This is a genomic window from Novosphingopyxis baekryungensis DSM 16222 (assembly GCF_000420305.1).
Lineage (GTDB): Bacteria > Pseudomonadota > Alphaproteobacteria > Sphingomonadales > Sphingomonadaceae > Novosphingopyxis > Novosphingopyxis baekryungensis.
Genome location: NZ_ATUR01000010.1, coordinates 1 through 24,196 on the forward strand (window position 1 = coordinate 1; position 24,196 = coordinate 24,196).

A 24,196-nucleotide genomic window follows, 5' to 3' on the forward strand; every position below is an offset into this window, starting at 1 on the left:
AGCGCCGATGGTACTATTGCTCAAGCACTGGAAGAGTAGGTCGTCGCCAGGCATTGCAGCCGGCGCATCAAGGGAAAACCCATTCATAATGACATTATTTTGGCCTCAGGCGCCGGTAGCCGCATCCGCGGCTTTGGCTATCGCGCCATAAGGCGCGGCGGCCGATCGGCCTTGCGAAGCCTCTGGCTTCGTTTATCCCCTGAGATCATCGATATCATCTTCGGGACCTTGCAGGTCTCGCATCGCGGGATGGAGCAGTCCGGTAGCTCGTCAGGCTCATAACCTGAAGGTCGCAGGTTCAAATCCTGCTCCCGCAACCAAACAAAACAGCCTCGCCCCACCGGCGGGGCTTTTTTTTCGTCCTAAACCCGCGTGGTTCGGCAGCAGCGCATCCCGGTCTTGGCAAGAAAGGCCAAAGCCGCTTATGCAGAGGGTCCGCGAGGTTAGGGAAACGATCCATGGCACGGCCCCATGAGGCGGCACCTCTTCACGCCCATCGCCTGCAATCGCGCCGGTTCATGTGGCTCTACGGACTCGCATGGGCCGGAGGAGCCGTGTCCTATGTGCCTTTTCTCACGCTTTTGCTGCCACTGCGCGTGGCGGACCTTGCAGTGGGGCAGGCGGTCCAATGGCTTGGCTATATCAGCTTTGCCGGAGCGATTGCGGCGAGCTTGGGCGGCATTGTCTTTGGCTGGCTGAGCGACATCAGCGGCACGCGGAACTGGTGGATCGGGGCGGGGCTGGTTCTAAATGTCGCGTTGCTGATGGCGATGTCGCAGATCAGTGCTGTGGTGCCCCTCGTGGCGGTGCTGATCCTGTGGCAGTTCGGCCTGAACATGATGCTTGGTCCCCTGGCAGCCCTTGGCGGTGATCTGGTGCCCGATCGGCAGAAGGGCATGCTTGGCGGATTGCTCGCCTTTGCTCCAGCTGCGGGGGCCGCGGCGGGCGCCGTCATCACCATACCGGGTCTGGCGGCGGCAGAGGGGCGATTCATGGTGGTCGCCGCCATGATCATAGCGTGTGTCTTGCCGCTGCTGCTGTTCGGCCGCCCGGTCGCATTTCCGGAACTAATGACGACATCGCCGCGCGATATCCACCACAGATCGGCTGCGCAGTGCGGCATGGTGCGGATGTGGATCGCCCGGCTCGCCGTACAAATTTCCGAAGCGGCCCTGTTCGCCTATCTGCTCTATTATTTCCGTTCCATCAATCCGGACATCCGCGATGCAGACAGCGCCCGCATTTTCAGCGTCGTTCTGGTTGTCGCTATTCCCCTGGCCCTGTTCGCGGGGCGCTGGGCCGACCGGAATGGAAAAGCGATCATTCCGCTGCGTTGGACTGCCGGCCTTTCCGCGGGCGGACTGGTGATCATGGCGGCGTCCGACGGTATCGTCGGCGCGCTGGCGGGGTATATTCTGTTCGGTCTGGCAACCACCGTTTTCCTGTCGCTACACGCCAGTCAGATGCTGCGGGTGCTGCCGCGCCCGAGCACAAGAGGACGGGATCTGGGGCTGTTCAACCTCACCAACACCGTGCCATCGCTCATCATGCCGTGGCTGACCATCGCGATCGTGCCCAGCTTCGGTTTCGCGCCATTATTTTGGTTGCTCGCCATGCTGGCCGCCTTCGCCTGTATCCTGCTGACCACGATCAAGGCCTTGCCCAAAGCGGCTTGAAATTCAAAACCAGCCGTGTAACCCCGTCTTTGATAACGTTCACAACTGTAAAAGTGAGGCGGGGATGGGATTGATCGGTAAAAGGCCGCTGCTGGCGGCGCTCCTGGCGTGCGGCACGGCGGCCTGCACGCAAATGCCACCTATGGGCACGGCGTCGGCCAGCTCTGCGGCACAAGATGACGCGGCGCTGTCCGCCGAGGCGCATGCCGCGCTCTGGCCCAGCGCCCACAGTCCGTCCGCCATCACCGATGCCGCCACCGAAGCGACCATTGCCCGGATGCTGGCAGCGATGACGCTGGAGCAGAAAGTCGGCCAGACGATTCAGGCCGATATCAGCACGATCAACCCGGCCGATCTGGCCGCATATCCGCTGGGATCGATCCTGGCTGGCGGCAATAGCGGACCATATGGCGATGAGCGTGCCAGCGCCGCCGAATGGGACCGGCTCGTCACCGAATTTCGCGCCGCCTCCATGGCGCCGCGGGCCGATGGCATAGCCGTGCCCATCCTGTTTGGCGTGGACGCCGTGCATGGCCACAACAATATTCCAAACGCCACGCTGTTGCCGCACAATATCGGCTTGGGCGCGGCGCATGATCCGGAGATGATTCGGCGTATCGGCGCGGTCACCGCGGCGGAGATCGCCGGAAGCGGGATAGAATGGACCTTCGCGCCGACCCTTGCGGTGCCGCAGGATCTGCGTTGGGGCCGCAGTTATGAGGGCTATTCGGCAGACCCGGCCCTCGTAGTCGCCTATGCGAAGGCGATGACGCTCGGCCTGCAGGGTCCATTGCGCGCGGGAGAAGATATTGCGGCCAACCATGTCGCGGCCACCGCCAAGCATTTTCTGGCCGATGGCGGCACGGAAGGCGGCAAGGATCAGGGCGATGCCAAAATTTCCGAACGCGAGCTGATTGCCACCCATGCGCAGGGCTATCCTGCCGCGATCGACGCTGGCGCGCTGACCGTCATGGCCAGCTTCTCCAGCTGGAACGGCGTAAAAAACCACGGCAACCGGTCGCTTTTGACGGATGTGCTCAAGGACCGCATGGGATTTGAGGGGCTGGTGGTCGGAGACTGGAACGGACATGGGCAGATCGATGGCTGCACCGTGACCGATTGTTCCAAGGCGCTGGAAGCGGGGCTGGACCTGTTCATGGCACCCGACAGTTGGAAGGGCCTGTTCGACAGCACGCTGCGCGATGCCCGTTCGGGCAAGCTTTCCATGACGCGTCTGGACGATGCCGTGCGCCGCATTTTGCGGGTAAAGGCCAAGCTGGGCCTGCTGGAGGAAAGCCCGCCGGTGCGCCGTGATTATGCCGCCATCGGCGCGCCCGATCATCTCGCTTTGGCACGAGAAGCGGTCTCCAAGTCGCTGGTTCTTCTGAAGAACAACGGATCGACCCTGCCGATCAAGCCCGGTGCCAGGGTGCTGGTGGCCGGCAAGGGCGCGGATGACATGGCGATGCAGGCCGGTGGCTGGACGGTCAGCTGGCAAGGCACCGATGTCGTGCGGTCCGATTTTACCAATGGCCAGACCATCTGGGAGGGCATTTCCGCCGCCGTCGGAGAGGCGGGCGGCAGCGCGCAGCTATCGGCCGACGGCAGTTTTTCGGCCAGGCCCGATGTGGCCATCATGGTGTTCGGCGAGGCGCCCTATGCGGAGTTTCAGGGCGATGTTCCCACGCTGGATTATCAGCCTGCCGGCGCAACCGACCTGGCGCTGCTCCAGAAGCTGAAGGCGGCGGGCATACCGGTGGTATCGCTGTTTCTCTCGGGCCGTCCGATGTTCGTGAACCCGGAAATCAACGCTTCGGACGCGTTTGTGGCGGCGTGGCTGCCGGGATCGCAGGGGGCGGGCGTAGCGGATGTGCTCGTCGCGCGCCGCGACGGCACGACCATGCATGATTTTACCGGCAGACTGCCCTTTGCCTGGCCGGCAGATGCGCGCTCGCCAGTGACGGAGCCGCTCTTCGCGGCGGGTTATGGCCTGGATTACGGCGCATCCACCATGGTGCCGCAGCTTTCCGAGGATCCGGTGATCGACGTGGCTGCCGCGCTGAATGTGGAGAATTTCTTCGGGGCCGGGAAGGCGCAGTCCCCCTGGGTCATGACGATTACCGATGCGGGCGGCGCCCGGATCGTGGGATCGCCGCCGGTGAACAGTCCGGCCAATGCCGTCACGACGCGATCGGTGGACTTCAATGCGCAGGAAGACGCCAAGGAGATCGTCTGGACCGGCGACGGCGCGGTCAGCATCGATGGGCCGGCAGCCGATCTGTCGCGGCAGCTGAACGGTGCCTTTGCGTTGCGGATCGACGGGCAGATCGTGCAGCGCGGCGCGGGGACGGTGGTGCTGGCGATGGGCAATCAGCGTCTGGATATCAGCGATCGCATCGCCCGGCTCCCGATCGGCCAGCCCAGCACCTTGATGGTGCCGCTGCGCTGCTTTGTCGATGCCGGGGCGGATATGACACAGATGGGCAATGCGATGCGGCTTGAGGCGGAGAGCGGATTTGCGATGATCCTGGCGTCTGCCAAAATCGAGGCGGTGGGCGAGAATCTGCCATGCCCTGCGCCAGCCGGCTGATTGCTGCGTCGATCCGCTGCGCCGCCTGTTTGCGATAAGAGAATAAGGGGAAACGAGATGCCGAGAATAGCCAAATGGGCCGCCATCGCGGTGCTGCCACTCTGCGGGTGCCAGACCATGGCCGATCCCGCCCCGCCGGCATCTTCATCCGGATCGACGCTGTTTGCCGATGAGTTCAATGCCGGCGCGCTGGACCGCAGCAAGTGGAATGTCGAAGGGCCCGCCTTCTGGGTGAACAATGAGCAACAGGCCTATGTCGATGCGCCGGAAACCATCCAGATGCTGCCCGAGGGATCGGTCGAGGGCGCAGATGGCGGCGTGCTGGCGCTGAAGCCGGTCTTTCGCGAGGGATACAAGACCCCGACCGGGCGCACCGCCGATTTTATCTCGGGCAGGATCGATACCAGCGAGAAGTTCGCCTTCACCTATGGCACGGCCTCCGCGCGCATCAAGATGCCCGATGCGGTGGGGGTCTGGCCCGCTTTCTGGCTGCTCGGCTATGGCGAATGGCCCGGCAGCGGGGAGACCGACATCATGGAATATGTCGGCGAAAAGGGCTGGACCGCCGTGGCCATGCACGGCCCCGGCTATTCCGGCGAAACACCATTGGTGAACCGATTCTATTTCGACGACGGCACCGATGTGACCAGCTGGCATGTCTATTCGGTCGATCGATCGCCCGACGAGCTGGTGTTCAAGGTGGATGGCCGCCCGACCTATCGCGTCACCCGCGCCATGGTCGAACATTATGGCAAGTGGGTCTATGACCGGCCACAATATGTCATCCTGAACTTTGCGCTGGGCGGGGTCTATCCGTCCAAGGTCAATGGCATCGAAGAACCCTATAGCGGTCTGCCGCAAGCGACCGTCAGCCGCATCCAGCGCGGCGATATCGCCATGTATGTCGATTGGGTGCGCGTGGAAAAAGCGGTCGGCGAATAGGGGCGGGCGGTCGGCACCGCTCCGCATACCCACGCCACCGGCCATCGGCTGATCGAGCATCGGCGCATGGTCTGAGCGGGCGTGGGCGCGGTGATTGTGCCGAAATCCGCCCTTTTCCATTGCCGCCCGGTGGTGCCATAGGGCGCCATCATGACTTCTCTCGATCAGATGCAGCGCGATCTCGACGCGCTGGGCCGGCAAGGCCGGCGGCGGGCCTTGCGGCCGATTGCGGGTGTGGACTTTTCCTCCAACGACTATCTTGGGCTCGCCCGCGCGCCTGCCCTGCGGGATGCGGCCAGCAATGCGCTGGCACGCGGCGTCGCGCTGGGCTCCGGCGGGTCCCGGCTGCTGCGCGGCAATGATGGCGAGCATATTGCGCTGGAAGCCGAAGCGGCGGCGCATTTCGGGTCGCAGGCCGCGCTGTTCGTCGGCAGCGGCTATGCGGCCAATACCCTGCTGCTGGCCACCTTACCGCAGCGCGGCGATCTGGTGCTGTACGATGCGCTGATCCATGCCAGCACCCATGAAGGCATGCGCCTTGGCCGCGCCGAGTTCCGTGCCTTTGCCCATAATGATCCAGCCGCTGCACAGGACGCCATCGCCGCGTGGCGTAAGCAGGGCGGCACCGGTCATGTCTGGATTGCGGTGGAAAGCCTTTACAGCATGGATGGCGATCGCGCCCCGCTGGCAGCCTTCGATGCGCTGGCGCAGCGCGAGGGTGCGATGCTTCTGATCGATGAGGCGCATGCCACCGGCGTCTATGGCGCGCAGGGGCGGGGCCTGGCGGACGGGATGGACCGGCAGGCGCATGCTATCGTCATCCGTACCTGCGGCAAGGCGCTGGGCTGTGAAGGCGCGCTGATCCTCTGCGCTGCGCCGGTCCGCGAATTCCTGATCAACCGCGCGCGCGGGTTCATCTTCTCAACCGCCCCGTCGCCGCTGATCGCCGCCGTGGTGCGCGCGAGCCTGATGCTGTTGTCAGGCGGCCAGGCAAGACAGGACCGCCTGCATCGGCTGATCGACCATGCCGGGCGCGCATGGTCGGCTATCGGCATCGATCCGTCGGGGTCGGCCATCCAGCCCGTGGTGCTGGGCGATGCAGGCCGGGCGATGGACATGGCGCATGCGTTGCAGCAGCGCGGCTACGATATTCGCGGTATCCGCCCACCGTCGGTGCCGGAAGGCGGCGCCCGGCTGCGGATCACGCTGACCTTGAATATCACCGAGCAACAGGTCACCGATCTGGCCGCTTGCCTGAAGGACCTGTTATGAGCCCCATCATCGTCACCGGCACCGATACCGATGTCGGCAAGACCGTGTTCGCCGCCGCCCTGACCGATGCGCTGGGTGCCCATTACTGGAAGCCGGTACAGGCGGGGCTGGAGGCGGGCGGGGATGCCGGCGGGGTCGCCGGGCTCGGCATTCCAGCGGCGCGAATCCTGCCCGAGGCTTATCGCCTGACCACGCCCTGCTCGCCGCATCGATCCGCCGAGATCGACGGCGTCACCATCGATCCGGCCTGGCTCGCTCTGCCGGACGTGGACGGCGCTCTGGTGATCGAGGGGGCGGGGGGCGCGCTCGTGCCATTGCGCGCGGACCTGCTCTATGCGGATCTGTTCCAGCGCTGGGGCTGCCCGGTCGTCATCGTGGCGCGCACGGCGCTCGGCACGATCAACCATAGCCTGATGACCGTGGAGGCCCTGAAGGCGCGCGGCGTGCCCATTCTCGGCATCGCGTTCAACGGCCCGCCCGAAGAGGAGAGCGAGGCCATCATCTGCCGCATCGCGGGCGTGAAGCGGCTCGGGCGTCTGCCGATGCTCGCCCCGCTCAACCGGGAAACGCTCGCAGAAGCCTTCGCCAAGTCGTTCGACAGGAAAGACTTTCGATGACCGACAGCCCGATCTGGCACCCCTTCACCCAGCATGGCCTGCGTGAACCGATCCCGCGCATCGCGCGCGCTGAAGGGGCCGCACTGTTCACGGCGGACGGCCGGCGGATCATCGACGCGATCTCGTCCTGGTGGGTGACCACCCACGGCCATGCCCACCCGCGTATCGCCGCGGCCATTGCTGATCAGGCCGCGCGGCTGGACCAGATCATCTTTGCCGGTTGGACGCATGAACCGGCAGAAAGGCTGGCGGCAGGATTGCGCGCGATCATGCCGGACAGTCTGACGCGCCTGTTCTTTTCCGATTCCGGCTCGACCAGCGTGGAAGTCGCGCTGAAAATGGCACTTGGTTACTGGCTGGATCGTGGGGAGGCGCGCCACCGTATTCTGGTGCTGGAACATGGCTATCATGGCGATACCATCGGCGCGATGTCGGTGGGCGCGCGCGGCGCTTTCAACCGTGCTTATGAGCCGTTGCTGTTCGACGTCGAGACGATACCCTTTCCTGTCAACGGGCATGAACAGGCCTGTCTGGATGCGCTGGAGCGCGCCTGCCGCGCCGGCGCGGCGGCGTTCATCGTCGAGCCGCTGATCCTTGGGGCGGGCGGCATGCTGGTCTATTCCGCGCAGACATTGGCCGAGATGCGCCGCATCTGCGCCCGGCACGATGTGCTGTTCATCGCCGATGAAGTGATGACCGGCTGGGGGCGCACGGGCACGCTGCTGGCCTGCGAACAGGCCGGTATCGTGCCCGATATCCTGTGCCTGTCCAAGGGGCTGACGGGCGGGGCGGTGCCGCTGGCCGTGACCATGGCGGCAGAGCCGATCTTTCAGGCGCATTATCATGCAGACCGGGCGCGGATGTTCTTCCATTCGTCCAGCTACACCGCCAATCCCATCGCATGCGCGGCGGCCAACGCCAATCTGGCCATCTGGCGCGAGGAGCCGGTGCGCGACCGCATAGCCGCATTGGCGGCGCGGCAGGAGACGCGGCTGTCGGCCCTTGCAGAGCATGACGCGGTGCATCATGCGCGGCAGATCGGCACGATTGCCGCCATCGATATCGGCGCGGGCGCGGGCTATCTGAGCGATCTGGCACCCCGGCTGCTCGCCTTTTTCCGGGAGCGCGATGTCCTGCTGCGTCCGCTGGGCAACACGGTCTATATCATGCCGCCTTACTGCATTTCGGACGAAGACCTGGACCTTGTCTATCACGCCATCGAGGCCGCGATCGAACAGGTCACCTGAACAGGCCGAACGGCCAAGATTGGCCTGAAAATTTCACCGGCCCATTGCACGGTTCGTTCGAACGAACTAAATGGCGCCCGTGACTCCGGACAAACTCCTCGACGTTGCCATCGCGATCTTCGGCCTGCACGGGCCGGAAGGCGCGAGCACGCGGCAGATCGCCAAGGCGGCGGACACCGCCATGTCGGCGATCACTTATCATTATGGCGGCAAGGAGGGCCTGTATCTGGCCGCTGCCGACCATATCGCGAACAAGCTGACGCAATCGATGGCGCTGCATTTCGATGAGGCGGCGGCCATTTCGCAGGACGATGCGGCGGGCGCGCGCCGGACGATCCGCGCCCTGCTGGCATCGCTGACGGAGCGCGTCTCGCAAGGCGAACAGGCCGATCATGCGCGCTTCATTCTGCGCGAACAGGCCCATCCGACGGCGGCGTTCGATCATATCTATGACGGGTTTCTCGCCCGCCTGTATGCCGCGGTGGCCCGGCTGATCGTGATCGCGACGGGCGTTGATAGCCGCACGGCCATCATCACGGCGTCCGGCCTGTTCGGCCTCAGCCTCAGCCCGCGATCTTCCAAGTCTGCGCTGCTGCGCCAGCTTGGCCGCGACCATTATGATCCCGATACGCGCGCGGACGTTCAGGCCTGCCTGGATGCCGCGGTAATCTCCATTCTCGACGGACTGGCCGCCAGAGCCAACGGAAAAGATCTCCCATGACCGATGCCCCCACGACAGATGCCCAGATGACGGACGAAAACCGGACGCCGGAAGAATCAAGTGCCGCGAACAGGCCCGGCGATACGCAGCCAGGCGAACGCGACGATGCGCCTTTGAACGATGCGGAGGCGGACGGTCCGGCCAAGAAATCCCTGTTCAAGAAACCGGTCTTCTGGATTGTCCTGATCGTGCTGGTGGCGGCCATCGCCATCGGCGGAACGCTTTATTATCTGCACAGCCGCCAGTTCGAGAGCACGGACGATGCCTTTGTCGATGCGCATATCGTGCGGCTGGCCGCGCAGGAGGCGGGCACGCTGACCAGCATTGCCGATCTGGACAATCGCCACGTCAAGGCGGGCACGCTGCTGGCGGTGATCGAGCCGACGGGGCAGGTCGACCGGCTGGACGAAGCGCAGGCCAATGTGGATCAGGCGCGCGAGCAATATCGCCAGCAACTGGCGCAGATCGACGCCGCGCAGGCCCAGCGGCAGCAGGCGCTGTCCGAGGCGCAGGTGCCCATCGCGGCGGCGCAAAAGGCCGCGCAGGATTTGCAACGCTACCAGAACCTGGCCCGGCTGGACCCCAACGCCGTGTCCGGTCAGCAGCTTGACGCCGCGCGCAAGGAAGCCCGGCAGACCGCAGCGCAGGCCGCTGCCGCGCGCAGCCAGATCGATAGCGCTGCCGCCGCCGTCACCGTGGCGCGCAAGCAGGCGGACGTGGCGCAGGCCACCATTTCCGCACGGCAGGCGGCGGCCGCGGCCACCCAGACCAACATCAACAATCTGCGCCTGACCGCGCCGATCGCCGGTCAGGTGGTCAATCGGCAGGTGAATATCGGCTCCTATGTCGCCCCCGGATCGCAGCTGATGGCAATCATCCCGGAAACCATGTGGATCACCGCCAATTTCAAGGAAACCCAGCTGGAACATATGCGGGTCGGCCAGCCGGTGGATATCTCCATCGATGCGTTTCCCGGCGTCGCGTTCAAGGGGCGGGTGGACAGTTTCCAGCAAGGCGCAGGGCAGGCCTTTGCCGTGCTGCCGCCGCAGAACGCCACGGGCAATTATGTGAAGGTGGTGCAGCGCGTGCCCGTGCGCATTACGTTTGATGTCAAGAACGGGCCGGATCCGCGCAAATACCCCATCGGCCCCGGCATGTCGGCCATTCCCACCGTCAAGGTGCGATAGTCCATGGCAAGCGCGGCCAGAATCGATGGCTGGACGCCGACGCGTTCGGCGGCGGGCCGATATAGTCCGTGGCTGATCGTGGCGATCATATCGCTGCCGACCTTCATGGAGGTGCTCGATACCTCCATCGCCAATGTCGCGCTCGATCATATCGCGGGCAGCCTGTCGGTCTCCACCGATCAGGCGACCTGGGTGCTGACCAGCTATCTCGTGGCCAACGCCGTCATCATCCCGCTGTCCGGCTGGCTGAGCGATGCGATCGGCAGGAAACGCTATTTCCTGCTGTCGATCGCGCTGTTCACCTTTGCCTCGCTGCTGTGCGGAATATCTCCCAACCTCACGACGCTCGTGATCGCGCGGGTTTTGCAGGGGATCGGCGGCGGCGGTCTGGCGCCGGTGGAACAGTCGATCATCGCCGATACCTTCCCGCCGGAAAAGCGCGGCATGGCCTTTGCCGCCTTCGCCGTGGTCGTGGTCGTCGGCCCGGTGCTCGGCCCCACGCTGGGCGGTTATATTGTCGAATATGTCAGCTGGCACTGGGTGTTTCTCATCAACGTGCCGGTCGGGATCATTGCCGTCATCCTGGTCTTTATCTTCGTGCATGAGCCAGAGCAGGTGACGATCGACCGGCGCGCGCGCTTCAAGGACGGTCTGCGGATCGATTATATCGGCGTGGCGCTGGTGTTCCTGGGCCTCGGCTTTCTGGAATACACCCTGGACAGCGGCTTGCGGGAGGACTGGTTCGCCAGCCCGCTGATCATCGCCACCGCGTCGATTGCCGCCGTCTCTCTCATCGCGCTGGTGGTGTGGGAACTCAATCATGACGATCCTGTGGTCAATCTGCGGCTGCTGAAGAACCGCAATTTCGCGGTCACGCTGCTGATGATGCTGGTGACCGGCATTATCCTGTTCAGCACGACGCAGCTGATCCCGCAATTGTTGCAGCAAGTGGTCGGCTATAGCGCGCTGGATGCCGGGCTGGCGCTCACTTTTGGCGGCTTTGCCACCCTGGCCGCTGTGCCCGTCGCCGGGCGGCTGAGCGACAAGGTGGATGTGCGCTGGCTGCTGTTTCCCGCGCTGCTCATGCAGGGCGTGGCGCTGTGGAACATGGCGCAGCTCAATGCCGATCTCGGCTTTTTCGATGCCGCGATCGCGCGCATGTTCCAGGCGGTGGCGCTGCCGTTCCTGTTCGTGCCGATCAACGCGGTGGCCTATGTTGGGCTCAAGCAGACGCAGACGGCGCAGGCCTCCAGCCTGCTCAATGTCTGCCGCAATCTGGGCGGGTCGATCGGCATTTCGATCACGCAGACCAAGTTCGCCCATTCGGTGCAATTCCACCAGTCCAACATGGTCGCCAATCTCAATCCGCTCGATCCGAACTATAATGACTGGATGGACCAGGCCCGCGGCGCCGTCGCCGCGCAGGACCAGACCGCGCTGGCCATTCTCTATTCCCAGGTCCAGCGGCAGGCGGCGATGCTGAGCTTCATCGACGTGTTTCATTTCCTCATGATCATCGCGATCGTCGTTTCTCCGCTGGTCTTCCTGATGCGATCGAAACGCCAGAGCGGGGCCCCGCAAGGAGCGGCACATTGAAAAACCTATCGAAATCGCTGCTGCTGGGCAGCCTGGCCCTGTCGGCCTGCACCGTCGGCCCGGATTATGCACCGCCAGAAACCGCGCTGCCCCCGGCCTTTTCCGGCCCGGTCGACCCGTCGACGTCTGGCGAGCCGGTGGACCTGGCCGCATGGTGGAAAGCCTATGACGATCCGCAGCTGTCCGCGCTGATCGACCGGGCGCTGGCCGACAGCCCGGATATTGCGATTGCCCTCTCCCGTGTGCGGCAGGCGCGCCTGCAGGAAGTCGCGGCGCGCACGCGCGGGCTGCCCTCGCTGTCCGCGCAGGCCGGCGTCAGCCATGTCGAGCTGAGCAAGAATGCCGGTCTGGCCAATCTGGCGCGGGCCTTTTCCGGCGGTGGTGGGGGCGGCGACGGCACCACGGGCGGCGGCGGCGTGGCCCCCAACGGGCTAGCGTTGCCGGGCACCGGGATCACCACCTATTCGGCCGGTTTCGATGCAGGCTGGGAGCTGGACCTGTTCGGCGGCGCGCGGCGCGGCGTGGAGGGCGCGCAGGCCCGCAGCGAGGCGATGGTCTGGAACGCCCGCGACGCCGCCGTGATGCTGGCCGGCGAAGTGGCGCAGGCCTATTTCGCGCTGCGCTTCGATGCGCAGCAACTGGCGGTGATCGATGCAGAAATCGCGGCGCAGCAGCGCATCGTGGCGATTGCCGGGCATAATGCCGATGTTGGCCTGAGCCCGCGAATCGATGCCATCAATGCCCGCAGCGCGCTGAATGCCGCGCAGGCCAGAATGGCGCCGATCCGGGCCGATATGGTGGTGCGGCGCCATGCCATCGCCATCCTTCTGGGCCAGCAGCCAAGTGCGCTGGACGAACAGCTGCAGTCCTTTGCCGCGCCGCTGGTGGCCGCCCCGGTGGTGCCGCCGGGCCTGCCGTCCGATCTGCTGCGCCGCCGCCCAGATATCCGCGCGGCGGAGCGCAATCTGGCCGCATCCAGCGCCGACATTGGCGTGGCGGTGGCGGACCTTTACCCCAAATTCAATCTGACCGGGATGGCGCAGCTGATCTCCACCGCGCTCACCAGTCTGATCAGCGGGGACAGTCTGCAGCTGACCGGCAGCGCGCTCGGTCAGTTCCCGGTCTTCGATTTCGGGCGGAGCAAGGCTGCCATCGGTCAGCGCGAGGCGGCGCGCGATGAGGCCTATCTGCAATATCGCAAGACCGTGCTCGGCGCGCTGCGTGATGTCGAGGACCCCCTGGCGCAGATCGACGGGGAACGGCGGCGCAATGGCGCGCTGGCGCAGGCCGTTGCCGATGCCGATGCCAATGCTAAGGCCATGCAGGCGCGTTATGCCACAGGCTTTGTGGCCGAGGATGAAGCGCTGCGGGCGCAAGCTATGCTGCTGGCAGCGCAGGAGCAGCTCGCCGCCAGCGACGCGCAGCTGCGGCAATACAGCATCACGCTGTTCAAGGCGCTTGGTGGCGGCTGGGAAGGGATGGCGCCGCTGCCGGACCAGACCATGCAGGAACAAGGCGCGTCGGCTCAGACGGGATCGTAAAGCGATGCGACCATCGATCCACTGCGCGGAGCATGATGTCGCTATCGAAAATGGTCGGGACGATAGGATTCGAACCTACGACCCCCACACCCCCAGTGTGATGCGCTACCAGACTGCGCTACGTCCCGACCGAGCGGCGGCCTATATGCCGGGCGGCGGGGGAGTGCAAGGGGCCAGGCCAAGGAATATCCATGGCGCGGGCTATTGGCGCGACGGACGGGATGCGCATCGCCGTTGCGCAGGCGCGCGAGGGGTGATAATCGCCCGCCCACTTCCGTAGCCGGTTCCCATGCCGGGCTGCGCAGCCAATGGGGCTGCCTGCGATACCATATTTCCTTGAGGGAACATCGATGACGTCCATGCTTATCCACGCCCAGGCTGCCGGTGGCGGCGCCGGTGCCATCATGCAGATCCTGCCACTGGTTCTGATCTTTATCGTATTCTACTGGTTTCTGATCCGTCCCCAGCAAAAGCGCGCCAAGGAGCATGCCGCCAAGGTGGCCGCCGTGGTGCGCGGCGATGATGTGGTGACCGGCGGCGGCCTGATGGGCAAGGTGGTCAAGGTGACCGACGATTATGCCGATGTGGAACTGGCCAAGGGCGTCGTCGTGCGCGCGGTCAAGACCACGCTGGCCGATGTCGTGCCCAAGAACGGTGCCAAGAGCCCGGCGAACGACTGAGCCTTCACGGCACATCCGGTGCCGGCGATCATGCCGGCATTTTTCTCATTTCAGCGTCCATGCTGACGGGACCAGACCAGAACGATGCTCGATTTTACCCAACCCCGGCGGATATTCCTTACGCTGCTGCTGATTGTCGGCGTGGTGCTGGCGCTGCCAAGCCTGCTGCCGTCCAAATTCGTCGCCTCGCTGCCGGATTTCGTGCCCAAGCAGACCATCAATCTGGGTCTCGATCTGGCCGGTGGCAGCCACATCCTGCTGGAAGCCGATCCGGTGCAGGTGCGTGAGCAGCAGCTGGAGAAGATGGAAGAGAATGTCCGTGCGTCGCTGCGCGATGCCGATGGCGTGGATTATGGCGAGATTTCCCGCACCGGCGGGCGGCTGAGCTTTACCGTGGCCGATCAGAGCCAGGTCGATGCGGCGCGCGAGGCGGTGCAGGGGCTGACCACCGGCGCCGGGCTGACCGGGCAGCGGGACTGGACCATTCGCGTGGTCGACGGCACGCGCTTTCAGATGACTCCGTCCGAAGCGGGCATTGCGCGCAATCTGGACGATGCGATGGCCACCGCCACCGACGTGATCCGCCGCCGTATCGACGAGCTGGGCACGCGCGAGCCGACCATTATCCGGCAGGGCGAGGACCGTATCGTGGTGCAGGTGCCGGGCCTGGACAATCCGCAGGCGCTGAAGGAACTGCTCGGCCAGACGGCCAAGCTGGACTTCAAGATGGTGGATTATGAAAATCCGCCGGAAGACACGCAGGCAGGCCGGGCGCGCATCGGATCGCAGGTCTTCCCGATGGACGATGGCACCGGCAATATCGCGGTGCGCCGTCTGGGCGGCATCAGCGGCGATAGCCTGACCGGCGCGCAGCAAAGCTACGACCAGGACAATCGCCCCGTGGTCACCATCCAGTTCGATACGCCGGGCGGCAAGCGCTTTGCCAAGCTGACGCAGGACAATGTGCAGAAGCAGTTCGCCATCATTCTGGACGACAAGGTGCTGAGCGCGCCGGTGATCCAGGAACCGATCCTGGGCGGCAGCTCGCAGATTTCGGGCAATTTCACGGTCGATACGGCCAACAATCTGGCCATCGCGCTGCGCTCCGGCGCGCTACCCATCGATCTGAAGATCGTGGAAGAGCGCACCGTCGGGCCGGATCTCGGCGCCGACTCGATCCGCTCGGGTGGCATTGCCGCCGCGGTCGCGACCTTTGCCGTGCTGGCCTTCATGGCGCTGACCTATGGCCGCTTCGGCCTTTATGCCAACGCCGCGCTGATCATCAACCTGCTGCTGATCCTGGGAATCATGAGCCTGTTCGGCGCCACATTGACGCTGCCGGGCATTGCGGGCTTCGTGCTCACCGTGGGCTCGGCGGTCGATGCCAATGTGCTGATCAATGAGCGTATACGCGAGGAGCAGCGACGGGGCCGGCGGGTGATCCAGTCGATCGAGGTGGGCTATAAGGAAGCCAGCCGCGCCATTTTCGACGCGAACCTGACCAACGTCATCGCCGCCGTACTGCTGTTCTTGTTCGGCAGCGGGCCGATCCGCGGCTTTGCCGTGGTGCTCGTGATCGGCATCATCACATCGGTGTTCACCGCCGTTACCATCACCCGCATGTGGGTGGCCGGCTGGGTGCGGCGCAACCGCCCCACCGAACTGCATATTTGAGGAGGCGGGTCTTATGAAACTGCTCAAGCTCGTTCCCGACAACACCAATATCGATTTCATGAAGTGGCGGAAGCCCGCCGTGGGTCTGTCCGTGCTGCTGATGATCCTGTCCATCGTTCTGGTCGCCACGCGCGGCCTGAACTTCGGCGTGGATTTCGTCGGCGGCCAGATGATCCGCGTGACCTTTGTGGACAGCCAGGAAGCGCCGGTATCCGAATTGCGCGATTCGGTCGGCGCGCTGGGCTATGGTTCGCCAACCATCCAGCGGTTCGGCCAGCCCAATGAGGTGTCGATCCGCATGCGCCTGCCCAAGGAAGCCGAGGGCGAAACCGGCGCGGCCGCGGCGATGACCAAGTCCATCGTCAGCTCCATTCAGGCCGAATATCCCAAGGCCCGCGTCGATGGCGTGGACAGCGTGTCCGGCAAGGTATCGGACGAGCTGTTCCAGAAGGGCACCATCGCGCTGCTGGCGGCCATGGTGGCGATCGCCATCTACATCTGGGTGCGGTTCGAATGGCAGTTCGGCGTGGGAGCGCTCGCCGCGCTGTTCCACGACGTGACGCTGACCTTCGGCTTCTTCGCGCTGACGCAGCTGGAGTTCGATCTCAACATCATCGCCGCGCTGCTGACCATCATCGGCTATTCGCTGAACGATACCATCGTGGTTTATGACCGTATCCGCGAGAATCTGAAGAAATATCGCAAGATGGAAATCGGCCAGTTGCTCAATCTGTCGGTCAACGAAACGCTGTCGCGCACCGTGATGACCAGCTTGACCATGGTGATCGTGCTGGTGGCCATGCTCTTGCTGGGGCCGGACACCATCTTCGGTTTCACTGCGGCGATGACGCTGGGCATCGTGGTCGGCACCTATAGCTCCATCTATTGGGGCGCGCCGATCCTGGTCTGGCTGAAGGTTGGCCCGGACAGCTTCGTGCCGCTGGACGCCAAGCCCGGTGCGCCGGGCAAGGACCGCGAAGGCTATACCAGCTAGACCATGGTCAAGCTTACCCGCGAGGAAGGCGAGGGGCCCCAGATCACCGGCTTTGCCGGCACCGGCTTCAAGGTGCGTGACGTGGTGTTCCCCAACGGGATCATCCTGACGCAGACCGAGGCGCATGACTGGTCCCCGCCGCCGATCGCCGCGCTGACCGCGTCCGACTTCACGGTCGCGGACGGCGTGGACGCGCTGGCCAGCCATCCGCTGCCGGAATTCCTGTTGCTGGGCACCGGCGACGCGCTGGTGCAGCCGCCCGCACGGTTCCGGCGGGAGATCGAGGCGCTGGGCATCGGTATCGAGGCGATGGACAGCCGCGCCGCGGCCCGCACGCTGGCGGTGCTGCGCGCCGAGGAACGCTGGATCGTCGCTGCGCTCTATCCGCTCGGCTGACCGCCTGGACAGGCGCCCGCGCAGGCCGGTGCACGGGGGCAGGTCCGCGCCTAGCGCGGCCTGTAACCGTCCAGCGTCCGGCGGAAGAAGGCTTCCAGTTCCTGCCCGTTGCGCGCCCAGCTGAACCGCTCCACCGCCGCCCGCACATCGGCCCGCGCCGGCTGCATCGCCAGAATGTCGCGCACCGCGCCCGCAATGGCGGCGTGGTCCTGCGGCACCACCCGGCCCGCCGCATCGCTGGTCACCAGCTCGCGCGCGCCGCCAGCCTCGCTGATCACCACTGGCGTGCCGCAGGCCAGCGCTTCCACCCAGGCATTGGCCAGCCCCTCGCTGTCCGAGGGGGACACCAGCACATCGACGCAGGAGAGCCATTGCGGCAGATCGTCATGCGCCACCGCGCCGACGAACCGCACGCGATTGGCCACGCCGCTGCCTTGTGCCAAGTCTCGGAACGTCGCCTCCCGCTCCCCCTTGCCGATCAACAGGAGCGTGACGCCGGGAAGGTCCGCCAGCGCCGCGATCACCAGATCCTGCCTTTTGCGCGCAATCAACGCGCCCACTGTGGCGATGACCGGACCCTCCAGCCCTAATTGGCGTCGCAGCGCGCTGCTGTCGACGGGCCGGAAGCGCGCTTGATCGCAGCCGGTATAGTGCACCGCAATCCGGTCCGCTTCCATGCCTAGGGCGGCCATATCGTCCTTCAGCGCGCCACACACCGCCAGCATGCCCGCCGCGTCGCGCGCCGCCATGCGCACCGCTGCGCCAGATCCCTTCCGCGTGCCCCAGTAATGCACGTCCGCCCCGCGCGCCTTGACGGTGTAGGGCAGGCCCAGTTCGGCGGCGATCAGCCGCGCGGCGGGGCCGTCCGGATAAAAGAATTCGGCATCGATCAGATCGAAGGGCCGTTCGGCATGCAGCCGCCGGACCAAGGGCAGGGCGGCGCGCGCGATGGCGGCAGGGTTGCGATCCGGCAGGCCGGGCAGCAGCGTGAAGCGTGGCCGATGGACCGTCAGTCCGTCCCATCGATCCTGCCGCTTCAACATCCGCAGATCGCGATAGCGCGGATGGGGGGAAAGCGGGAAGGGCGGCAGGCCGATCGGATTGATCACCGTCACCCGCACGCCGTCCCGCGCCGCCAGCGCCGCCGTCTGCCGCGCGACGAACACGCCGAAATTGGGCGCGGCGCTATTGGGGAACAGCGTGGCGAGGGTCAGGATGTTGAGGGGCGGGATCATGGGCGTCGCGCTGCCATCAAAGCCGGCGATAGGGCGCGGTGCCGAAGGCACGGCGGCCATCCGGCGCAGACGCAACGCAGCTTTGGGTCACAAGCCACGCACCAGCCGCACCGCCATGCCGATGCTCGGCGGATCGGCCACCACCTGTTGCCGGGCGCCTGCCCCAAAAGGCAGCAAGTGCAGCTTGCCATCCTCGCGGCCGATCAGGCGACCGAACAGGAAGCGGCCCGCCGGACGCGGGACCAGCACGTCGCGGTTGAGCGCGCGGACGAAATCTTCCGGACCCAAAGTCTCGATCCAGATTTCGTCGCCCGCGCGGTAATCGCCCACGCCCGTTTCCACCACCAGCGCCTGCGTGGTGCCGCTCGGCTGCGGGGCGGAAAGGCTGGCGCTGCCGGTCAGCGCGCGCGCACCGTCTGCGGTCAATCGGGCGGCCACGGGGATATCGATCCGGTCCGGCAATTCCACCAGCGCGCTGCTGTCCACGCCAAGCGCCGCAGCGATCCGGTTCAGCCAATCGAGCGAGAGCGTGCGGGTGCCAGTTTCCAGCCGCCCGATGGTCTGCGCCGTGGTGGGCGGGGTGCAGGCCTTGGCCACCTCATCCAGCGTGAGGCCCCTGGCCTTGCGCACATCGCGAATACGGTGAAGCATATGATCGTCTCCTAACCCAATGGGTTTTTCCTCTGTCCTACAAAGCGATGTTGATGGCAAGGCATGAATCGAACCATATAGGAGAAGTTTCATGGCCAGTTCCAAGCAATTTGCCGATCCGCGTCCACTGGCGCAGCGCGGTATCGATGGTGGCCGCACGCTGGCCGATGGTCGGCCCGCGCGCAGCGTCACCGTCAATCAGGCCGAATCGCCGCTCGGCTGGTTGCATGCCCGCGGTCACCTGACCGATCGGCAATTCGATGCGGGCGAGGCATTGCGCGTGGATTATGAGCGCGCCGCCCTCGGCCCCCGCGTAACCATGGGCTGGGACCCGGCGCCGCGCGGCACGGGGCGGCGCGGCCCGGCGGACCATCTCGATCCCACGGAAATGCAGCTGGCGGCCAAGCAGCGGTTCGACGGCGCACTGGCGGCGCTTGGCGGCGATTTGGCCGATATCGCGTGGCGCGTGATCTGTGACGGGCAGGGCGTTCCGGGCGCGGAGCGCGGGCTGGGCTGGCCGGCCCGCTCTGGCAAGCTGGTGCTGCGCATCGCGCTCGATCGGCTCGCGGGCTATTATCGGCTGCCGGGCTGACGGGAGGAAGCGCCGTGGGATCGCAACATCGCACGCTGCCGAACCGGCTCCGGTATCTGCGGCCCGGCGGCGCTCACGTGCGGCTCGGCACCTCCGGGCACGCCCGGCCGCGCGCCGGTTGGCGGTGTGCCTTCCATGCGGGGCGTATTTCCCGCTCTGGACAGTGTGACCTGTGTGACCCTAGCTTTCGAGCGCTTCGGCCTCGGCGGCCAGTTCCAGCCAGCGCTCCTCGGCCTTGTCCTTCTCGGCCCGCTTGGCGTCGAGTGCCTTGGTCAGCCGTTCGAACAGGCCGGGATCGCGGGTGTAGAGATCGGGATCGGACAGCGCCGTTTCGCCTGCCGCGATGTCGCTCTCCATGGTCTCGATCAGGCCGGGCAGGCGCTCCAGATCGCGCTGGTCCTTGTAGCTCAGCTTGCGCGCCTTCGCAGCCGGTGCTGGCGGCGGAGGCGGGGCGCTGCGGCTGGCGGCCTTGGCGGCGGCGGCCGGGGCACGGCGCTTGGCTTCCCAGTCGGCATAGCCGCCCGCCACGATGTCGACGTCGCCGGAGCCATCGAGGCCCAGCGTCAGGTTCACCGTTCGATCGAGGAAGTCGCGGTCATGGCTCACCAGCAACACCGTGCCCTCATAGTCGCCGATCACCTCCTGCAGCAGGTCCAGCGTCTCCAGATCGAGATCGTTGGTCGGCTCGTCGAGCACCAGCAGATTGGAGGCACGGGCGAACTCGCGCGCCAGCAGCAGGCGGCTCTTCTCCCCGCCGGACAGGATGCCGACCTTGGTGTCGATCATCGCCGGATCGAACAGGAAGTCCTTGAGATAGCCTTGCACATGCTTGCGCACGCCGCGCACGTCGATCCAGTCGCTGCCATCGGCCAGCACGTCGCGCACACGGCGCTCCGGCTGCATCAGGCTGCGCTGCTGGTCGATCAGCACGCTGGACAGGGTGGGCGACAGGGTGATCTTGCCGCTGTCCGGTTCCAGTTCACCGGTCAGCAGCTTGATCAGCGTGGTCTTGCCCGCGCCGTTGCGCCCGACGATGCCGATCCGGTCCCCGCGCTGCACGCGCAGGCTGAGATCGCGGATGATGGGGCGTCCGTCGAAGCTCTTGGTGATATGGTCCGCCACGATCACCGATTTGGTGCGGCTGTCATCGGTGGCGATGGCCAGTTTGGCCGGACCGGTCGGCCCCAGCATGGCGGCGCGTTGCGCGCGCATTTCGTAGAGGCGGCTGAGGCGGCCCTGGTTGCGCTTGCGCCGCGCGGTCACGCCGCGCTCCAGCCAGCGGGCCTCCAGCTTCAGCGTGGCGTCCAGCTTGTCGGCAGCGCGCGCATCCTCTGCGGCAATCTGCTCCATCCATTCCTCATAGCCGCCAAAGCCCACCTCCTTGCGCCGCAGCGCACCGCGATCGAGCCACAGCGTGGTGCGGGTCAGGCGGGTGAGGAAGGTACGGTCATGGCTGATGACGAGGAAGGCGCCCTTGTAGCGCTTCAACCAGTCCTCCAGCCATTCGATCGCGCCGAGATCGAGATGGTTGGTCGGCTCGTCCAGCAGCAGCACATCGGGGTCGCTGCCCAGCGCACGGCACAGCGCGGCGCGGCGGCGCTCGCCACCGCTGGCGGTGGCGGCTTCGGTCGAAAGGTCGATGCCGAGCTGATCGGCGATGGCCTCGACGGCATATTCCTCCGGCCCGTCCGGCCCATGGACCGCAAAGTCGCGCAGCGTCTCGAACGGTGCGAAGTCCGGGTTCTGCTCCAGAAACACGACATGCGTGCCGGGCACGATCTTGCGTTGGCCGCGGTCCGCCTCGATCCGGTCGTCGAGCATCTTCAGGAGCGTGGTTTTGCCCGCGCCGTTGCGCCCGATCAGCGCGAGCCGGTCGCGCGGGCCAATGTGAATGTCGAGGTCCTGAAACAGCCAGCCGGCGCCTTGCACCAGGCCAAGGCCTTCATAGGAGAGGATAGGGGGATCGGCCATAGAAGGAGGCACCTAGGCCCGGTGCGCCCATGCTTCAAGCTGGTCTTCTCGCGCATGGGGCGGCAAGAGCGGTGCATGACACCAAGAGAGCATCTCGATACCGCCCATATCCCCGGTGGGGACGACCTGAAACTGTACCGCCGCGGTGATGATCACATTATCGTGCTGGACCGCAACGAGCTGATGAACAGCCGGATGAGCGGCAGCGAGGAAGCCCTGGCGACCATGGCGGCGGAACGCTTGAAGGGCCGCGCCGGCCAGCGCTGGCTGATCGGCGGCTATGGCATGGGCTTCACGCTCCGCGCTGCGCTGCGCTCGCTTGCCGGGGATGCTGCGGTCGAGGTGGTGGAGCTGGTGCCGGAGATCATTGATTGGGCACGCGGCCCCATGGAAACGCTGACCGATGGCTGCCTCGACGATCCGCGCGTGTCGGTGACGCTCGGCGATGTCGGTGAGGCGATCGGCAAGGCGCGCGGAAAGTTCGACGCCATTCTGCTGGATGTCGATAACGGCCCCGACGGGCTCGTGCGCGCGGCCAATGACGGGCTTTACGGTACGCAGGGGATCGCCGCGGCCAGGGCGGCGCTGAAGCCGGGCGGCGTGGTCGCCTACTGGTCGGCCGGCCCAGACCGCGCCTTCACCAAGCGACTGAAAACCAGCGGCATGGCCGTGGACGAAGTCACCGTACGCGCGCGCGCCAACGGCAAAGGCCCGCGCCACACCATCTGGTTCGCAAGCCGGTAACTGTTTGAGGAAAAGAGAGTGGTGAGCCCTGCTGGGTTCGAACCAGCGACCTACTGATTAAAAGTCAGTTGCTCTACCGACTGAGCTAAGGGCCCCCACCGACCGGTGCCCTAGAAAGGGTGCGGCTCCGGGTCAAGCGGCTTGGGATGCAAAAAGCGACTGGCCAGCTGCCGAAGCGTCCTGTTGGTCACCGGATCGCGCCAGGCTGGGGCGATTTGCGCGGCGGGTTTGAGCACGAAGGCGCGCGCGCGAAAGGAGATATGCGGAATGGTGAGGTGTTTCGAATGATAGGTTCCGCCGGACCAGAGAATGATATCCAGATCCAGAACCCGCTCGCCCCATCGCTGACCGCGGCGACGGCCGAACTGCCGTTCCATGGCCTTCAATTCCGCCAGCAGACGTGGCGGATCAAGCGGCGTGGTGAGAATGGCCGCGGCATTTGCATAGCGCCTTCGGGAGGGGCCCAAAGGATCGGATGGACGAACGGGAGAGATGGCGTCAAGAGGGAAGTCCCGCGCGAGCGCCTGCAGGCAGCCCTGGATCACACGCTGCGGCGTAACCATGCCGAGTTTGCGACGATTCGAACCGAGCGCGATGAGATAGCGATGGGGCGTTTGGTTGGACATGGTTCTACCTTGATCAGGACAGGCCTTAGGTGCGTGCAGCGAGGGTTGGCAAGCTGGGCCGGGGAGGTTTAGGCAGGGATGGCCATGGACAAAACGCTCATCGATATGCCGCTCGCAGACGGAGAACCGCCCATTGACTGCCGGCTCTGCCCGCGACTGGCGGCGTTCCGCGACGAGCTTCGCGCAGAGCATCCCGATTGGTGGAATGCGCCCGTACCGGCCTTTGGTGATCCGGCGGCATGGCTGGGCATTGTTGGCCTGGCGCCGGGGAAACATGGCGCCAACCGCACCGGACGCCCGTTCACGGGAGACTATGCCGGCGATCTGTTGTTTGCGACCTTGGACAAAATGGGTCTTTCCAGAGGCCAATATGACGCGCGCATCGACGATGGTCTGACGCTGGATGGCGTGATCATCATCAACGCGGTGAAATGCCTTCCCCCGCAAAACAAGCCGACCGCCGCGGAAATCAACGAATGCCGTACATTTCTGAGCCGGCAGGAAGCGATGTTGCCCAGGGCGCGCATCTTCATCGCCCTGGGCAAGATCGCGCATGACAGCTTCGTGCGGCATGCCGGCGGGCGTTTGGCCGCCTATCCTTTCGGGCATGATCGGCAGCATCGCTTGCCGGATGGCCGAATCCTGATCGATAGTTATCACTGCTCGCGTTACAATACGAATACCGGACGGTTGACCGCGGCCATGTTTGAGGCCGTGTTCGAACGCGCGCTGTCGCTTCGAGACGGCCTCGACGCGACACGAGAGACCGATTGAACACCGAGCTGCTGCGCTTTTTCCCGCTGATTTTGCTGCATTTCCTCTGTCCTCTTCAAAGAATTGCCTGTGCCGAAGCGGGAAGGGGCCATGCAGCTCGGCGCTTTTCGCTTGCAACTGGTCGCACATATCGCGAAGTTGCGCGCCGATCGAGCGGGTTAGACCGCGATCAACTAGGGAGAATATCATGCGTAAATTTGTAATCGCCACGGCTCTGCTGAGCTCCGCCACCCTGATGACGGCTTGCCAGAGCAAGGAAGCCGACGCTGTTGAAGATAGCGCAGAAGCACAGGCTGATCAGATCGACGAAATGGCCGACAACGCCACGAGCGAAGTGCAGGAAGAAGCACTTGAGAACAAGGCCGACATGGTCGAAGAAGTTGGCGAAGAAAAAGCCAACCAGATGGACGACAATGGCGAGATCGCTCCCAGCGAGACCGGCATGGGCGACACGCAGTAAGCGTAACGCT

The 24,196-nt window shown here is 65.2% G+C and carries 22 protein-coding genes and 3 tRNA genes; 19 read left to right on the plus strand and 6 right to left on the minus strand.

Going from position 1 to position 24,196, the window contains the following annotated elements; all coding sequences use genetic code 11:
* Positions 1–243 precede the first annotated feature (243 nt).
* From G410_RS0114450 to G410_RS17020, 11 genes are all read left to right on the plus strand, one after another.
* A tRNA-Met gene (locus G410_RS0114450) sits at positions 244–320 on the plus strand.
* A gap of 138 nt (positions 321–458) precedes the next feature.
* Complete coding sequence (locus G410_RS0114455) at positions 459–1,676, plus strand: MFS transporter (RefSeq protein ID WP_022674374.1); 1,218 nt, start codon at positions 459–461, stop codon at positions 1,674–1,676.
* A 64-nt stretch (positions 1,677–1,740) separates the two neighbouring features.
* On the plus strand, positions 1,741–4,266 hold the full coding sequence (locus tag G410_RS17015; RefSeq protein WP_245559379.1) for a glycoside hydrolase family 3 protein: 2,526 nt from the start codon (positions 1,741–1,743) through the stop codon (positions 4,264–4,266).
* 57 nt (positions 4,267–4,323) lie between these two features.
* Positions 4,324–5,208, plus strand: coding sequence for a glycoside hydrolase family 16 protein (locus G410_RS0114465; protein WP_022674376.1), 885 nt, complete (start codon positions 4,324–4,326; stop codon positions 5,206–5,208).
* A 150-nt stretch (positions 5,209–5,358) separates the two neighbouring features.
* Positions 5,359–6,480 (plus strand): 8-amino-7-oxononanoate synthase, encoded by a 1,122-nt coding sequence (locus tag G410_RS0114470; RefSeq protein WP_022674377.1) that lies wholly within the window; start codon positions 5,359–5,361, stop codon positions 6,478–6,480.
* Positions 6,477–7,097: a dethiobiotin synthase gene (bioD, locus tag G410_RS0114475; RefSeq protein ID WP_022674378.1), complete on the plus strand. Its 621-nt coding sequence runs from the start codon at positions 6,477–6,479 to the stop codon at positions 7,095–7,097. The genes G410_RS0114470 and bioD overlap by 4 nt, the downstream gene beginning before the upstream one ends.
* On the plus strand, positions 7,094–8,344 hold the full coding sequence (locus tag G410_RS0114480) for an adenosylmethionine--8-amino-7-oxononanoate transaminase (RefSeq protein WP_022674379.1): 1,251 nt from the start codon (positions 7,094–7,096) through the stop codon (positions 8,342–8,344). Before bioD ends, G410_RS0114480 begins: the two co-directional genes overlap by 4 nt.
* A 70-nt stretch (positions 8,345–8,414) precedes the next feature.
* A complete protein-coding gene (locus G410_RS0114485) occupies positions 8,415–9,065 on the plus strand; it encodes a CerR family C-terminal domain-containing protein (protein ID WP_022674380.1) in 651 nt (216 codons plus the stop codon).
* Complete coding sequence (locus tag G410_RS0114490; protein WP_022674381.1) at positions 9,062–10,252, plus strand: HlyD family secretion protein; 1,191 nt, start codon at positions 9,062–9,064, stop codon at positions 10,250–10,252. The genes G410_RS0114485 and G410_RS0114490 overlap by 4 nt, the downstream gene beginning before the upstream one ends.
* 3 nt (positions 10,253–10,255) lie before the next feature.
* Positions 10,256–11,848: a DHA2 family efflux MFS transporter permease subunit gene (locus tag G410_RS0114495; protein WP_022674382.1), complete on the plus strand. Its 1,593-nt coding sequence runs from the start codon at positions 10,256–10,258 to the stop codon at positions 11,846–11,848.
* Complete coding sequence (locus tag G410_RS17020) at positions 11,845–13,389, plus strand: efflux transporter outer membrane subunit (RefSeq protein WP_022674383.1); 1,545 nt, start codon at positions 11,845–11,847, stop codon at positions 13,387–13,389. Before G410_RS0114495 ends, G410_RS17020 begins: the two co-directional genes overlap by 4 nt.
* A gap of 51 nt (positions 13,390–13,440) precedes the next feature.
* On the opposite strand, the gene G410_RS0114505 is transcribed toward G410_RS17020, so the two are convergent.
* Positions 13,441–13,517, minus strand: a tRNA-Pro gene (locus G410_RS0114505).
* Positions 13,518–13,739: 222 nt separating this feature from the next.
* Here G410_RS0114505 and yajC point away from each other — a divergent pair.
* From yajC to G410_RS0114525, 4 genes are all read left to right on the plus strand, one after another.
* Positions 13,740–14,069, plus strand: coding sequence for a preprotein translocase subunit YajC (gene yajC, locus G410_RS0114510; RefSeq protein ID WP_022674384.1), 330 nt, complete (start codon positions 13,740–13,742; stop codon positions 14,067–14,069).
* A gap of 84 nt (positions 14,070–14,153) precedes the next feature.
* A complete protein-coding gene (gene secD / locus G410_RS0114515) occupies positions 14,154–15,743 on the plus strand; it encodes a protein translocase subunit SecD (RefSeq protein WP_022674385.1) in 1,590 nt (529 codons plus the stop codon).
* 13 nt (positions 15,744–15,756) lie between these two features.
* Complete coding sequence (gene secF / locus G410_RS0114520; protein ID WP_022674386.1) at positions 15,757–16,737, plus strand: protein translocase subunit SecF; 981 nt, start codon at positions 15,757–15,759, stop codon at positions 16,735–16,737.
* A gap of 3 nt (positions 16,738–16,740) precedes the next feature.
* Positions 16,741–17,133, plus strand: a complete 393-nt coding sequence (locus G410_RS0114525) for an MTH938/NDUFAF3 family protein (protein ID WP_022674387.1) — start codon at positions 16,741–16,743, stop codon at positions 17,131–17,133.
* A 50-nt stretch (positions 17,134–17,183) separates the two neighbouring features.
* On the opposite strand, the gene G410_RS17025 is transcribed toward G410_RS0114525, so the two are convergent.
* Positions 17,184–18,368, minus strand: coding sequence for a glycosyltransferase (locus G410_RS17025; RefSeq protein WP_051137331.1), 1,185 nt, complete (start codon positions 18,366–18,368; stop codon positions 17,184–17,186).
* Positions 18,369–18,455: 87 nt separating this feature from the next.
* Positions 18,456–19,019, minus strand: coding sequence for a helix-turn-helix domain-containing protein (locus G410_RS0114535; protein ID WP_022674389.1), 564 nt, complete (start codon positions 19,017–19,019; stop codon positions 18,456–18,458).
* A 91-nt stretch (positions 19,020–19,110) separates the two neighbouring features.
* Between G410_RS0114535 and G410_RS0114540 the strand changes: the two genes are divergently transcribed.
* Positions 19,111–19,611 carry a DUF6456 domain-containing protein gene (locus tag G410_RS0114540; RefSeq protein WP_022674390.1) on the plus strand — a complete coding sequence of 167 codons (501 nt, stop codon included), beginning with the start codon at positions 19,111–19,113 and terminating at the stop codon, positions 19,609–19,611.
* A 180-nt stretch (positions 19,612–19,791) separates the two neighbouring features.
* On the opposite strand, the gene G410_RS0114545 is transcribed toward G410_RS0114540, so the two are convergent.
* Positions 19,792–21,582 (minus strand): ABC-F family ATP-binding cassette domain-containing protein, encoded by a 1,791-nt coding sequence (locus G410_RS0114545; protein WP_022674391.1) that lies wholly within the window; start codon positions 21,580–21,582, stop codon positions 19,792–19,794.
* Positions 21,583–21,657: 75 nt separating this feature from the next.
* On the opposite strand from G410_RS0114545, the gene G410_RS0114550 reads away from it, so the two are divergent.
* On the plus strand, positions 21,658–22,326 hold the full coding sequence (locus G410_RS0114550) for a spermidine synthase (protein WP_022674392.1): 669 nt from the start codon (positions 21,658–21,660) through the stop codon (positions 22,324–22,326).
* Positions 22,327–22,345: 19 nt separating this feature from the next.
* On the opposite strand, the gene G410_RS0114555 is transcribed toward G410_RS0114550, so the two are convergent.
* Together G410_RS0114555 and folK are read right to left on the minus strand one after the other, a co-directional pair.
* Positions 22,346–22,421 (minus strand) — tRNA-Lys (locus G410_RS0114555).
* A 15-nt stretch (positions 22,422–22,436) separates the two neighbouring features.
* Positions 22,437–22,952 (minus strand): 2-amino-4-hydroxy-6-hydroxymethyldihydropteridine diphosphokinase, encoded by a 516-nt coding sequence (gene folK / locus G410_RS0114560; RefSeq protein WP_022674393.1) that lies wholly within the window; start codon positions 22,950–22,952, stop codon positions 22,437–22,439.
* An 84-nt stretch (positions 22,953–23,036) separates the two neighbouring features.
* On the opposite strand from folK, the gene G410_RS0114565 reads away from it, so the two are divergent.
* Together G410_RS0114565 and G410_RS0114570 are read left to right on the plus strand one after the other, a co-directional pair.
* Positions 23,037–23,726, plus strand: a complete 690-nt coding sequence (locus G410_RS0114565; protein ID WP_211215035.1) for a uracil-DNA glycosylase — start codon at positions 23,037–23,039, stop codon at positions 23,724–23,726.
* Positions 23,727–23,913: 187 nt separating this feature from the next.
* Positions 23,914–24,186 carry a hypothetical protein gene (locus tag G410_RS0114570; RefSeq protein ID WP_022674395.1) on the plus strand — a complete coding sequence of 91 codons (273 nt, stop codon included), beginning with the start codon at positions 23,914–23,916 and terminating at the stop codon, positions 24,184–24,186.
* Positions 24,187–24,196 lie beyond the last annotated feature (10 nt).